Below are 12,016 nucleotides of genomic sequence, written 5' to 3'. Positions count from 1 at the left end.
TCGGCGGTCGCCGGATGTGCCGGGAGTCATATGAACTTTCTTCAATCGCTTTCGTTACAATCTGGAACTTGCATCCCACGCGCTCTCGCGGGCAGCGCGCCGTGGAAGGGCGTTCGATGAAGACAGCGATGTGCGCAACACGCCCGGATTACCGGAGGTCCAACCGGTGATCGCGGCCTACTGTTCCGATTGCAAGCCGGTTGAAATTCGCGATTTGTCGCAAGGTTCCTTGCGCGACGACGTCATGTGGATCGACCTGGTCGAGCCATCGCGTGACGAGGAGATGTTCGTCGAAAGGGTGCTGGGCATCGAAGTCCCGACACGCGATGATCTCAAGGATATCGAACCGTCGGCCCGCCTCTACGTCGAAAACGATGCCGTGTTCATGACGGCGTCTCTCGTCTGGAAGGTAGAAACGGACGCGCCGACCCTGACCGACGTTGCCTTCATCCTGGTTGGCAAACGGATGGTCACGATCCGCTACGCACAGCCGAAGTCCTTTTCACTATTCATCGCCGCGCTTCATCGCGTACCGCAACAGTGGCGGAGCGGTGCGGCACTGCTGGCTAAGCTCTTTGAAACCGTCATCGATCGCACCGCGGAAATCCTGGAGCTTTCGGTTGCCCGTATCGACATTCTGTCGACGCATGTGTTTGGCGACCGTGCGAGGAAGGTTCGCAAGCCGTCGAACTATCTCGAAGAGAAGCTTAGGGACATTGCCGGCCATCATCGCCTCGTCAGCAAGATCCGCGATAGTCTCGCGTCGCTGTCGCGGCTGATGACGTTTTTCTATAATGTCCCCGCGGTCCAGCAGGATCGTGACACCAAGGAACTCTGCCGGACGGTCTCTCGCGATATTCAGTCGCTCAACGAGCATGCGTCCTTCATCGCTGGCAATATTACCTTCCTGCTCGACGCCTCGCTTGGCCTGATCAACATCGAGCAGAACTCGATCATCAAGATTTTTTCGATCGCGTCCGTGGTGTTCTTGCCGCCGACCCTGGTCGCCTCCATCTACGGTATGAATTTCGAATTCATGCCGGAACTGCACTTCGCCCACGGATATCCGTATTCGATTGGGCTGATGGTGTTATCCGCCATCATTCCCTTCTTCTTTTTTCGATGGAAAGGCTGGCTCTGAAGAGCCTGTTTTCATTTCATGCACGAAGGCAGCCATTCACACGAACGTAAAATGAAGCCGCGCAAGCTGTTCTACCTTGCGCTCGGCTCCGTTGGCGTCGTCTATGGCGATATCGGTACCAGCCCGCTCTACGCATTCCGCGAAGCGTTGAAGCCCGTCGCGATCGACGGCCTCACTCGCTTCGAGGTCATCAGCCTCATCTCGCTGATGATCTGGGCCCTGACCATTATCGTCACCATCAAGTACGTGCTCTTCCTGTTGCGCGCCGACAACGAAGGCGAGGGCGGTACGCTTTCCCTGCTTGCGTTGTTGATGAAGACCGCAAACGGGCATACCGCGATGCTGATGCTGCTCGGCCTTGTTGGGGCGGCGCTGTTCCTTGGCGATGCGATGATCACGCCGGCGCTCTCGGTATTGTCGGCCGTCGAAGGTCTGAAGCTCGTGGCGCCAAGTCTGACCAGTTACATCGTGCCGATTTCCGTTTTCATCCTGGCGTTGCTGTTTGCAGTCCAGTCGCGGGGGACCGGTGCCATGGCCCGTTTCTTCGGACCTATCACCGCGCTCTGGTTCATCGTGATGGCCGCCGCGGGCATTTCGCATATCTCCGATGACTTCGGCATCCTCGCCGCCTTCAATCCTTACTATGCAGTCAGCTTTCTGCTGCACGAAGGATTCTATGGTGTCGTCGTGCTCGGCGCGGTGTTCCTGACCGTGACGGGTGCGGAAGCGCTTTATGCTGACCTTGGCCACTTTGGCCGTCGGCCGATCCAGTGGGCCTGGTTTGCGTTGGTCTTCCCTGCGTTGACGCTGAACTATCTGGGGCAGGGCGCTCTCGTTCTCGGCAATCCCGCAGCGATGTCGGATCCCTTCTACTTGATGTACCCGCAGTGGGCGTTGCTGCCGGTCGTCATCCTGGCGACTGCCGCCACAATCATCGCCAGCCAGGCCGTCATCACGGGTGCTTTCTCGCTCGTCCGCCAGGGCATCAACCTCGGCTTCCTGCCGCGGATGGAGGTTCTCTTTACCTCCGAGACGAATACGGGGCAGATTTTTGTCCCGTCTGTAAATGCGGTGCTTTTCTTTGGCGTCATCTTCCTCGTCATCAGCTTCAAGACATCGGATGCGCTGGCAATCGCCTACGGCATCTCGGTGACAGGCGCGATGGTCGTCACCTCGATCATGGCCTTCGAGTTTGTCCGCGTCCGCTGGAATTGGTCGATCCTGGTTGCAACTGCGGCGCTTGCGCCGCTGCTTTGTCTGGAAATGATCTTCCTGGGCGCCAACCTGCTGAAGATTCACGATGGTGGCTATATTCCGGTGCTGATTGCGGCCGTGTTTACGATCATCATGTGGACGTGGCGCCGCGGCTCGGCGCTTCTCCTCGAGAAGACTCGCCATACCGACATCCCGCTCGCGTCTTTCGTCAGTTCAATCGAGCGCAAGAGCGACCATTCCCCGGCGCAGGTGCCCGGCACCGCGATCTTCTTGACCAGCGATCCGGAATCGGCACCCGCGGCGCTGCTGCACAATCTGAAGCACAATCACGTTCTGCACGACAAGAACGTCATCCTGACCATTCGCACGATCAACAAGCCGCGCGTGTCGAGCGCCGATCGCTACAAGGTCGAGCAGATCTCAGAGCGCTTCTCGCGCGTCGAGTTGCTGTTCGGCTTCATGGAATCGCAGAATGTCTCTCAGGCGCTTGCGACGCTGCGGAAGACCGGGCTGAAGTTCGACATCATGTCGACGTCTTTCTATCTCGGTCGCCGCAAGCTGGTTCCCGATGCCAAGTCCGGTATGCCCTACTGGCAGGACCGCCTCTACATCGCGCTTGCCAATGCCGCGGCAAATCCGTCGGACTACTTCCGGCTGCCCGCAAACCGCGTCGTGGAGCTCGGCTCGCACGTCATTATTTAAGCGAGCAAAATCATTTCAATAGGAGCCCGGCATCGACCGGGCTTTTATTTTGCCTGTTGCTAATGCTTTCGCCGTCGCGCGGCATCCGCATTAACCAAGCATCAAGGTTAATGAGACATTTTCAACGGCATGTTCATGCGTCTCATGCCGGAGTCTTCGCGTTGCGTCGAAATAGCCGTTCCCGTGGCAAGCTGCGCCTCTTGCTTCAAAATTGGAGTTCCCCCGCGCTCTTCGGCGTCTGCGGATGGCTGATGTCGCCGACTGTGGCGTCTCATGCGGACCTCGCTGCCTTGCTTGCCGGCCTCGATCAGGGTCGGGAGAACTGGCGGATGGTGCTCACCAATTCGCCGGCCGGCTCGATCCATCAGGCGGAGCTGACCTTTGCCGATCCTGTTGTGACCGGCACGATCGCGGCCGGGGCAGGCATGGTTCTGCCCGACGGCCGCAAGGTCGCCTTCATGGCGAAGGAGAAGGGGCATGGGGCCTCGCCGGACGAAGACCGCGTCAATCGCCCACTCAAGAAGGGCCGCGTCGTCGCTGTTGAAAAGGTGCAGCCGCCCAAGGATTTTTCCGCCGGCTCTATTCTCCAGAGAACACGCCTGCTCTTTCAGCCGAGCTTGGACCTGAAGGATCGGTCGGCTTTCGTGAAGCCTAAGATCAAGGGTAAGGAAATCCAGATCGCCACGAATTTCTACAAGAAGGAGCCGCCGAGACCGGATCGCGGCGTCTCACCGATGCTGGCCGGTCTCGTGACCAACTCCAAGGCCGATGTCCTGGCGACGGCATATGCGCCGGCCGCTCCGGACTACGCTCGCCAGTCGCCGTTCGATTCGATTTTGACCGACAAGGCCGACGATGGCCGCTTCGTGCCGCAGATCGGTCCGCGCGATCACGCTTGGGCGGCAAGCATTCTGCCGCCTTCAGTATTCTCGGCAGCCGAGCAGCAGTGCTTGGCGTCCGGTATTTACTTCGAAGCGCGTGGCGAAACGGTGAAGGGACAAGCGGCTGTCGCCCAGGTCATTCTCAATCGCGTTCGCAATCCCGCCTACCCGAAGACCATCTGCGGCGTCGTCTACCAGAACGAGGATTGGCGCAATCGCTGCCAATTCTCCTTTGCCTGCGACAATATCAAGGATCGTGTGAACTCGCAGTATCATTGGAGAATCGCCCGCGAAGTCGCCATGGCTGTTACCGCCGGCAAGATCTGGTTCCCGCAGGTAGGCTCGGCAACGCATTATCATGCTGTCTACGTCCGCCCGAAATGGGCAAAGACGATGGAAAAGGTCGGCCGCATCGGCCTGCACGTCTTCTACCGCACCTACGGCGGCGGCTGGAGCTGAGGAAAAGCCGATCTCAGCGCGATTTCGCGTCTCATCGCTGCACGCGAAAGCGGATTCTTTCGGTCGATTTTGGCTAACCTCGCCAGGATCGGCCTAAGCGTATGTTTTCTCTTGTCTATTTTATGGCTGGACATCGACTGCCTACGCCTTGACTATGCTTTTTGCTAAAACTATGTTGCGCGCGACTTCAGAACGGGCCGAAAGGTTCTCAAACCTTGGGGTCGTTGTCCGGAAAACCGGGGTAGCGGGATCGCGGACAGCGGCTGGCGGAGGAGAGCACCATGACGGACGACCGCGAGGAAGGTCTAGAAAAGCGCCGGGCGCAATTGGGGGCGGAGCTCGCAACCAAGCGTGTTGAAGCGGGGAAGGAAGAGGCTATCGAAGCCAGCGCCGAGGCGAGCCGCAAAGGCTATGCCCAGGCGATGAAGCTTTCGAGCGAATTCATCTCCGCTATCGTTGTCGGTGCCGTTCTTGGCTATGTCCTCGACCGTTTTGTCGGCACGGCGCCTTGGGGATTGATTGTTCTTCTTCTTCTCGGATTTTGTGCCGGTGTATTGAACGTTCTGCGGGCTGCGGGGAAGGTTGCAAAGCCAGATCCGACCGGCCGCGAGAATGGTGGAAAATAGGGCAGGGCGCTCCGGCGTTCGATCCAGTGCAATAATCCCGTCTTGCGCGGGCTAAAGATAGAGAGAACAAGCGGTGTCTAACGATCCGACCCATCAGTTCCTGATCCAGAAGATTGTGCCGATCGAAGTCGGTGGAATTGATTTCTCGTTTACGAATGCATCGCTCTTCATGGTGGCCTCTGCTGCCGTCGCTGCTGGCTTTCTGTACTTCTCGACGTCGAATCGGGCGATCGTGCCGGGCCGTTCCCAGTCGGTGGCCGAGATGTCCTACGAGTTCATCGCCAACATGCTGAAGGAAGGCGCCGGGTCCAAGGGGATGAAGTTCTTCCCATTGGTTTTCTCGCTCTTCATGTTCGTGCTGACTGCAAACCTGCTCGGCATGTTCCCGTACTTCTTCACGATCACCAGCCAGATCATCGTGACCTTCGCGCTGGCGCTGCTCGTCATCGGTACGGTTCTGGTCTACGGTTTCTATAAGCACGGCTTCCACTTCCTGAATATCTTCGTGCCGCAGGGCGTTCCGGGCATTCTTCTGCCGCTGGTCGTGTCGATCGAAATCATCTCCTTCCTCTCCCGCCCGATTTCGCTCTCCGTTCGTCTTTTCGCCAACATGCTGGCTGGCCACATCACCCTGAAGGTGTTCGCAGGCTTCGTCGCCTCGCTTGGAGCGCTGGGTGCGCTCGGCGTTGGCGGTGCCATCCTTCCCCTCATCATGACGGTCGCCCTGACCGGTCTCGAGTTCCTCGTTGCCTTCCTCCAGGCTTACGTCTTTGCGGTGCTGACTTGCATGTACCTCAATGACGCGATCCATCCGGGCGGCCACTAAGGATACCGATGTTGACGTCCATGGGCGTCAGTCAATTCGCCGTAACAACCATTTCAAAGGAGTGAAAATATGGATCCCATCGCAGCAAAGTACATCGGCGCAGGTCTGGCTTGCCTCGGTATGGCCGGTACGGCTCTCGGCCTCGGCAACATCTTCGGCAGCTACCTGTCCGGCGCGCTGCGCAACCCGTCTGCCGCTGACAGCCAGTTCGGCCGTCTGGTTTTCGGCTTCGCCGTTACGGAAGCTCTGGGCATCTTCTCGCTGCTCGTCGCTCTCCTCCTGCTCTTCGCCGTTTAATACAGGCGCATTGAAGGATCACGGCCTGCAGCCCGCATGCCGTGATCCTTTGCATTTGCAGTACACCTGGAGGTGAGCATGTTTTTTGTGACCCCGGCTTACGCCGAAGAGGCCCCGGCGGGAACCGCAGAAACTGGTGCAGACGCGCATGCCGCCCCGGCTGCAGGCGATGTCCACACCGAGACCGGCGTACCAGCCGAGCATCATGGTGGCGGCGTATTCCCGCCTTTCGATGCGAAGACCTACCCCTCGCAGCTGCTGTGGCTGGCGATTACGTTTGTCGCCTTCTTCGTGCTCATGCAAAAGGTCATCGCACCGCGCATCGGCAATATTCTCGAGCAGCGCCACAGCCGCATCTCGCAGGATCTCGGTGAGGCAAGCCGCCTGAAGGCGGAGGCCGACGCCGACGTTGCCGCTTACGAAGCCGAGCTGGCCGCAGCCCGCGCCAAGTCAAATTCGATCGGTACCGCAGCCCGCGACGCTGCCAAGCTGAAGGCCGAAGCCGACCGCAAGGCCGTTGAAGCAAGCCTGGCTGAAAAGCTGAAGGCTGCCGAAGGCCGCATCGCCGACATCAAGGCGAAGGCGTTCGCGGACGTCGGTGCGATCGCTGAAGAAACCGCAACCGCCGTCGTAGAACAGCTGATCGGCACCTCCGCGAAGGCAGATGTTGCCGCTGCGGTTGCAGACATCAAGAAGGGGGCTTGATCGATGGAATTTGCACTCGACGCAACATTCTTCGCATTTGTCGGCCTCGTCCTGTTCCTGGCGCTGGTTGTCTACCTGAAGGTTCCGGGTATGATGGCAAAGTCGCTGGACGACCGTGCTGATCAGATCCGCAACGAACTGTCGGAAGCCAAGCGTCTGCGTGAAGAGGCCCAGCATCTGCTGGCCGAGTATCAGCGCAAGCGCAAGGAAGCTGAAGCCGAAGCCGCACACATCGTTGCTGCGGCCGAGCGCGAAGCCGAAATGCTGACGGCTGAAGCCAAGAAGAAAACGGAAGAATTCGTTGCCAACCGCACGGCCGTTTCCGAACAGAAGATCAAGCAGGCTGAAGCCGACGCGATGAAGGCTGTTCGTTCCGCTGCCGTCGATCTGGCTATTGCCGCTGCCGAGAACGTTCTGGCGAAGAAGGCAGACACGAAGGTTCAGTCCGAGCTCTTCAGCGACGCCATCGGTAACGTCAAGAGCCGCCTCAACTAAGGTGAGCATTACGCTTTCGAAAAGCCCCGCTTTGCGGGGCTTTTTTAGTTTGGGACCTTAGTTGTCGTCGGTAAGCGAGATCAGTCGATTCCGATATCGACATCGATATCGACGCCCTGCACCTTCTTCAGCGGGCTGAAGGTCATGCGATGCAGCGAGCACGGACCGTGCTTCTCGATGCCGGCGCGGTGTTGCGCGGTGCCATAGCCGACATGCGCAGCAAAGCCATAAGCGGGAAACGTACTGTCGGCACGCGCCATCATGCGGTCGCGCGTCACCTTGGCGACGATGGAGGCTGCGGCGATCGAGACGGAGCGCGCGTCTCCCTTGACGACAGCCTGGCCGGGGCAGAGAAGGCCAGGCGGCACATCGAGGCCGTCTGTCAGCACATAGCTAGCAGGGATCGACAAGCCACAGATGGCACGCCGCATGGCATCCAGGCTCGCCTTGCGGATATCCGTTTCATCGATGCGTGTAGAACTTGACGAGGCGATCGACACCGTTGCGGTCGCGAGGATCTGCGCAAAGAGCTCCTCGCGCTTCTGTGCCGAAAGCTGCTTCGAATCGTTCAAGCCATCGGGAATACGCTTGGGGTCGAGGATGACGGCGGCTGCGACCACTGGGCCAGCGAGAGGACCGCGTCCAGCTTCATCCGCGCCGGCGACCGGCCAGTGGCCAGCCTTGCGCGCCTTCAGCTCGAGCCGAAAATCCGGCACGAGGGGGACGTCTTCGAAAAGCATAGGAGAATCGGGTGGCGTGCGACGTTTCATGCGGCTGACCCTCGCACGCCAACCCGATTTCCTGCAAGTCCCCGGATCAGGGCGGCGGGCCGGGGACTTGAGCGCGGAAGGGCAGGGCGACCATCCGCGAAGCTGGAAAAATCAAAGCAGCGAAAGCTGCACGCCGCTGCCATCGGGCGGAACGAAGAGATCATCCCGCAACGGCATGCTGCGGCGGGTCATGCCGAGCCGTTTCGTCGCCATTTCGAAACGGCGCGCAATCTGCCAAGCGTAAGGCCCAGCGCCCTTCATTCGCTTGCCGAACTCCGCGTCGTAATCCTTGCCGCCGCGCATCGAGCGGACGAGCGACATGACATGCCGGTAGCGGTCGGGATAATTCTGCAGCAGCCAGTCCCGAAATAGCGGCGAGACTTCGAGCGGCAGACGCAGGATGACATAGCCCGCCTCTGTAGCACCCGCCGCATGGGCTGACTCCAAGATACGCTCGAGTTCATGGTCGTTGAGCGCCGGAATCATCGGGGCAGCCATCACCGATGTCTGGATGCCTGCCTCTGAGAGGGCGCGGATGGCTTCCAGCCGACGCGTGGGGGTCGAGGCGCGGGGCTCCATCGTCCGCGCGAGCTTTCGGTCGAGCGTGGTGACCGACAGTGACACGCGGACGAGATTCCTCTCCGCCATCGCCGAGAGAATATCGAGGTCGCGCATGATCATCGCCGATTTGGTGACGATCGAAACCGGATGGTTCGCCTTCTCAAGCACCTCGAGAATCTGCCGCATGATGCGCCATTCCTTCTCGATCGGCTGGTAGGGATCGGTGTTGGTGCCGATCGCGATCACGCGCGGCTTATAGCCGGGCTTTGCCAGTTCACGTTCCAGCAGCTTGGCTGCATCCGGCTTCGCAAAGAGCTTGGCTTCAAAGTCGAGACCGGCGGAAAGCCCCATATAGGCGTGCGTTGGCCGCGCGAAGCAGTAGATGCAGCCGTGCTCGCAGCCGCGATAGGGATTGATCGAGCGGTCGAAGGGAATGTCCGGTGACTCGTTGCGGGTGATTGCCGTCCGAGGCTTCTCGATCTGAACCTCGGTCTTGAACGGCGGCAGGTCTTCAAGATTCTGCCAGCCATCATCGATGGCCTCCCGGCGCATAGGTTCGAAACGTCCGCTTGGATTCAATCCCGCCGCACGTCCGCGGCGACGGTCGACATCGATCCGCAAGCCGGCAGATACGATCATCGCATCGGCAATATCTGCCGTATTGGCAGGCGCGAATGCGGCCTGCCCTGCAAGGGACTGCTCGTTCATCGGATTCTCCGCTGGCGAAAGCTTTGCTTTCGTCCGTTTTGATGATTAAATTCCTATCGATAAAATGAGAACAATGCAAGAACAAAATGAGGAAAGTGCCGCTGGCAAAATTTTGTGCGGCGCTCTATGAATAGGCAATGTTGACAGTAGTACTGGAATGCCAGGATCAGGAACCTGAGCTGGCGCAGACGTTATCGGTGTTGGTTGCAGGCGCGGTGGAGGGGCTCGTCAGCGACGTGGTGGTGCTGGACCATGACTCGCGGGACGGGACGTCGCGGGTGGCCGACGCCGCCGGCTGCCGCTTTCATTCGCAATGGGATATCAAGGATATAGTGCACTCTGCGCGAGGCGAATGGTTGCTTTTCGTGGAGCCGGGGGCACGACCGCAGACCGGCTGGATCGATGAGATTGCTGAGTATATGGCCCTCAACAAGCTGCCGGCGCGGTTCACCGCGTCGCGTGGATACCGGCGGCCTTTCCTGCAGCGTATTAGCCGGGCCTCTTCGCCACTGGAACTTGGACTTCTCCTTCCCAAGAAGCAGGCGGTGGCAACCGCAAGAAGCGGCATGCGCCTTTCCGAATTCGCAAAGGGGCAGAAGCTGCGGAAGCTTTCCAGCGAGCTGATTCCATCCTGGGTCGCGCGCGCCGCCCGATAGCGGTTATCTCCATCTCCGCAATAATGGCGCCCGATACGATTTCGCGCTATAATTCGGTCATGGCGCCGCCCGAGCGCCGCGCTTCGTGACGGTCGACCATGGAATGCCGGCAGACGGCAGAACAGGTCAGCGGAAGTCTCCTCTTCTGCCGGTTATCCGGCAAAGGGAGGTGCGTCATGAAACGCAATATGATCCACGGCCTTGTATCGGCGGTCATATTGGCGACATTGATGATCGCGCATCCGCATTCGGCAGCATCGCAGATGATGCGCAGTTGCGCAGCCCGATCCGAGGTCGTCAATTTTCTCGACAAGAACTTTGCCGAAAGGCTGACGGCAGTCGGACTGGTCAATCAGAACGCCATGCTTGAGGTCTACGCTGCGCAGAGCGGCACGTGGACGCTGCTCATTACCGATACCAGAGGCATAAGCTGCCTTCTGCTGTCGGGCGATAGTTGGGAAACGATGCCCAACCTGCCGGGCATTGGGACATAGCACGACGGACTGTGTGGCCGGAGAAGATCCTTACTTGCCGGCGCCGCGCTTCAGATGCTCGTCGAGGCGCGGCATGATCTCCACGAAGTTGCAGGGCATGTGGCGATAGTCGAGCTGGGATTTCAGGATGCCGTCCCAGGCATCCTTGCAGGCGCCGGGGGAGCCCGGCAGGACGAAGATGAAGGTTGCGTTGGCAACGCCTGCCGTGGCTCTGGACTGAATGGTCGAGGTGCCGATCTTGTCGTAGGAGATGCGGTGGAAGACCGCCGAAAAGCCGTCCATCTTCTTCTCGAAAAGCGGCTCCAGAGCCTCCGGCGTAACGTCGCGGCCGGTAAAACCCGTTCCTCCCGTCGTGATCACGACGTCGATATCGTCTCGTTCCGTCCAGGCCTTGACGCGCGAGGCGATTGCCAGCCGATCATCGGGAACGATCGCACGATCGATCAGCCGGTGGCCCGCCTCCTTGATTCTGGCAGCCAGCGTATCGCCGGAGCGATCATCGGAAAGCGTCCGCGTATCCGAGACCGTCAGCACGGCAATGCCAACCGGAATGAAGGTTCGCGTCTCATCCAGCCCTGGCATCACGACCTCCAGCAATCGTTTCCGTTGCTTCGAAATACCAGTCCGGCCGGTCGTTGTGAAGCATCGCAGCCGCGCCTTGAGCCGCTGCAAGCGACGCAAAAATGCCGTAGCACGTGGCGCCGGAGCCTGACATACGAACGAGCGAGGCTCCCTGCGTCCTGAGCATCGCCGAGATTTCGGCGATCTCAGGCAGTATCTCACGCGCGACCGGCTCAAGGTCGTTGCGCATCGCGCCTATCGTCTCTACCCAGCTAGGGCGAGGTGCCATGTCGAGCGGCGGATTGGTCTTTGTTGTCAGCTTACGGAAGACTTCCGGCGTCGATACACCCTTCAGAGGGTTTGCCAGTACGATGGCAAAGATCGGCATGTCGTTGAGGAGGGTGATTTTCTCGCCGATGCCCCGGGCGACAAGCGGCTGACTGGCCAGGCACATCGGCACGTCGGCGCCAAGGCGAACGGCGATTGCCGCAACTGTCTCAGGCGGAAGCGACGCGTCCCACAGCTTCATCAGACCGCGAAGCGTCGCCGCGGCATCCGCCGAGCCGCCGCCGATCCCCGACGCGATCGGAAGGTTCTTCTGGAGCTGGATCCGGACGGAGGGAGTGCTGCCACCCTCGCGAGCGATCGCGTCGCGCAAAAAATCTCGGGCCTTAAGGACAAGATTGTCGTCACGGCTGTCGCCAAGCGCTTCGGCGAAGCGCCCGGAGATCTCGAATTCGTCCTGCTGGGCCGGCGTAAACTGCAACCGATCTCCATGCCGGGTGAAGGTCACCAACATATCGAGGAGATGGTATCCATCAGATCTCTGGCCCGTCACATGCAGGGCCAGATTGATCTTTGCCGGAGCGTCCTCGATGACGGTCACGTCATCGCGCAAACTCGCCGTTGGCATCGCCTA

14 protein-coding genes are annotated in these 12,016 nt (G+C 59.7%); 10 read left to right on the top strand and 4 right to left on the bottom strand.

The annotated features are described in order from the left end of the window. Positions 1-166 precede the first annotated feature (166 nt). From FHT97_RS03720 to FHT97_RS03685, 8 genes are all read left to right on the top strand, one after another. The gene (locus FHT97_RS03720) at positions 167-1,141 is read left to right on the top strand and encodes a magnesium transporter CorA family protein (RefSeq protein WP_183860744.1); all 975 of its coding nucleotides are present in this window, start codon (positions 167-169) and stop codon (positions 1,139-1,141) included. Between the two features lie 18 nt (positions 1,142-1,159). Further along, on the top strand, positions 1,160-3,058 hold the full coding sequence (locus FHT97_RS03715; protein ID WP_016552930.1) for a potassium transporter Kup: 1,899 nt from the start codon (positions 1,160-1,162) through the stop codon (positions 3,056-3,058). A 161-nt stretch (positions 3,059-3,219) separates the two neighbouring features. Further along, positions 3,220-4,398 (top strand): cell wall hydrolase, encoded by a 1,179-nt coding sequence (locus FHT97_RS03710; protein WP_183859993.1) that lies wholly within the window; start codon positions 3,220-3,222, stop codon positions 4,396-4,398. Positions 4,399-4,679: 281 nt separating this feature from the next. Continuing rightward, a complete protein-coding gene (locus FHT97_RS03705; RefSeq protein WP_183752378.1) occupies positions 4,680-5,024 on the top strand; it encodes an AtpZ/AtpI family protein in 345 nt (114 codons plus the stop codon). Positions 5,025-5,097: 73 nt separating this feature from the next. Continuing rightward, a complete protein-coding gene (locus FHT97_RS03700; RefSeq protein ID WP_016552933.1) occupies positions 5,098-5,850 on the top strand; it encodes a F0F1 ATP synthase subunit A in 753 nt (250 codons plus the stop codon). 69 nt (positions 5,851-5,919) lie between these two features. After that, the gene (locus tag FHT97_RS03695; RefSeq protein WP_016552934.1) at positions 5,920-6,147 is read left to right on the top strand and encodes a F0F1 ATP synthase subunit C; all 228 of its coding nucleotides are present in this window, start codon (positions 5,920-5,922) and stop codon (positions 6,145-6,147) included. A gap of 78 nt (positions 6,148-6,225) precedes the next feature. Beyond that, complete coding sequence (locus FHT97_RS03690; RefSeq protein ID WP_183752376.1) at positions 6,226-6,852, top strand: F0F1 ATP synthase subunit B; 627 nt, start codon at positions 6,226-6,228, stop codon at positions 6,850-6,852. Positions 6,853-6,855: 3 nt separating this feature from the next. Then, positions 6,856-7,347: a F0F1 ATP synthase subunit B gene (locus FHT97_RS03685; protein WP_114711695.1), complete on the top strand. Its 492-nt coding sequence runs from the start codon at positions 6,856-6,858 to the stop codon at positions 7,345-7,347. Positions 7,348-7,427: 80 nt separating this feature from the next. Here the strand turns inward: FHT97_RS03685 and FHT97_RS03680 are convergent, their stop codons facing one another. Together FHT97_RS03680 and FHT97_RS03675 are read right to left on the bottom strand one after the other, a co-directional pair. After that, on the bottom strand, positions 7,428-8,117 hold the full coding sequence (locus FHT97_RS03680; protein WP_183752367.1) for a ribonuclease HII: 690 nt from the start codon (positions 8,115-8,117) through the stop codon (positions 7,428-7,430). Between the two features lie 111 nt (positions 8,118-8,228). Continuing rightward, positions 8,229-9,386: a PA0069 family radical SAM protein gene (locus FHT97_RS03675; RefSeq protein ID WP_183859991.1), complete on the bottom strand. Its 1,158-nt coding sequence runs from the start codon at positions 9,384-9,386 to the stop codon at positions 8,229-8,231. A 137-nt stretch (positions 9,387-9,523) separates the two neighbouring features. Here FHT97_RS03675 and FHT97_RS03670 point away from each other — a divergent pair, with 137 nt between their 5' ends. Further along, on the top strand, positions 9,524-10,042 hold the full coding sequence (locus tag FHT97_RS03670) for a glycosyl transferase (protein WP_183859989.1): 519 nt from the start codon (positions 9,524-9,526) through the stop codon (positions 10,040-10,042). Positions 10,043-10,218: 176 nt separating this feature from the next. Continuing rightward, positions 10,219-10,536 (top strand): hypothetical protein, encoded by a 318-nt coding sequence (locus FHT97_RS03665; RefSeq protein ID WP_183752362.1) that lies wholly within the window; start codon positions 10,219-10,221, stop codon positions 10,534-10,536. Positions 10,537-10,566: 30 nt separating this feature from the next. Here the strand turns inward: FHT97_RS03665 and moaB are convergent, their stop codons facing one another. Both moaB and FHT97_RS03655 read right to left on the bottom strand, forming a co-directional pair. Then, positions 10,567-11,118 carry a molybdenum cofactor biosynthesis protein B gene (gene moaB / locus FHT97_RS03660; RefSeq protein ID WP_183859987.1) on the bottom strand — a complete coding sequence of 184 codons (552 nt, stop codon included), beginning with the start codon at positions 11,116-11,118 and terminating at the stop codon, positions 10,567-10,569. Further along, entirely contained in the window at positions 11,102-12,010 is a 909-nt protein-coding gene (locus FHT97_RS03655; protein ID WP_183859985.1) for a 4-(cytidine 5'-diphospho)-2-C-methyl-D-erythritol kinase, read from the bottom strand. The genes moaB and FHT97_RS03655 overlap by 17 nt, the downstream gene beginning before the upstream one ends. Positions 12,011-12,016 lie beyond the last annotated feature (6 nt).

The organism is Rhizobium sp. BK399, assembly GCF_014194695.1.
In the GTDB taxonomy this organism is placed as follows: domain Bacteria; phylum Pseudomonadota; class Alphaproteobacteria; order Rhizobiales; family Rhizobiaceae; genus Rhizobium.
This window is presented reverse-complemented; position numbering and strand designations above follow the sequence as displayed.

Coding starts and splice junctions, on each gene's coding strand:
- FHT97_RS03715 (WP_016552930.1), top strand. CDS start 1,160: ATGCACGAAGGCAGCCATTCACACGAACGTAAAATGAAGCCGCGCAAG.
- FHT97_RS03705 (WP_183752378.1), top strand. CDS start 4,680: ATGACGGACGACCGCGAGGAAGGTCTAGAAAAGCGCCGGGCGCAATTG.
- FHT97_RS03695 (WP_016552934.1), top strand. CDS start 5,920: ATGGATCCCATCGCAGCAAAGTACATCGGCGCAGGTCTGGCTTGCCTC.
- FHT97_RS03690 (WP_183752376.1), top strand. CDS start 6,226: ATGTTTTTTGTGACCCCGGCTTACGCCGAAGAGGCCCCGGCGGGAACC.
- FHT97_RS03685 (WP_114711695.1), top strand. CDS start 6,856: ATGGAATTTGCACTCGACGCAACATTCTTCGCATTTGTCGGCCTCGTC.
- FHT97_RS03680 (WP_183752367.1), bottom strand. CDS start 8,117: ATGAAACGTCGCACGCCACCCGATTCTCCTATGCTTTTCGAAGACGTC.
- FHT97_RS03675 (WP_183859991.1), bottom strand. CDS start 9,386: ATGAACGAGCAGTCCCTTGCAGGGCAGGCCGCATTCGCGCCTGCCAAT.
- FHT97_RS03670 (WP_183859989.1), top strand. CDS start 9,524: ATGTTGACAGTAGTACTGGAATGCCAGGATCAGGAACCTGAGCTGGCG.
- FHT97_RS03665 (WP_183752362.1), top strand. CDS start 10,219: ATGAAACGCAATATGATCCACGGCCTTGTATCGGCGGTCATATTGGCG.
- moaB (WP_183859987.1), bottom strand. CDS start 11,118: ATGCCAGGGCTGGATGAGACGCGAACCTTCATTCCGGTTGGCATTGCC.
- FHT97_RS03655 (WP_183859985.1), bottom strand. CDS start 12,010: ATGCCAACGGCGAGTTTGCGCGATGACGTGACCGTCATCGAGGACGCT.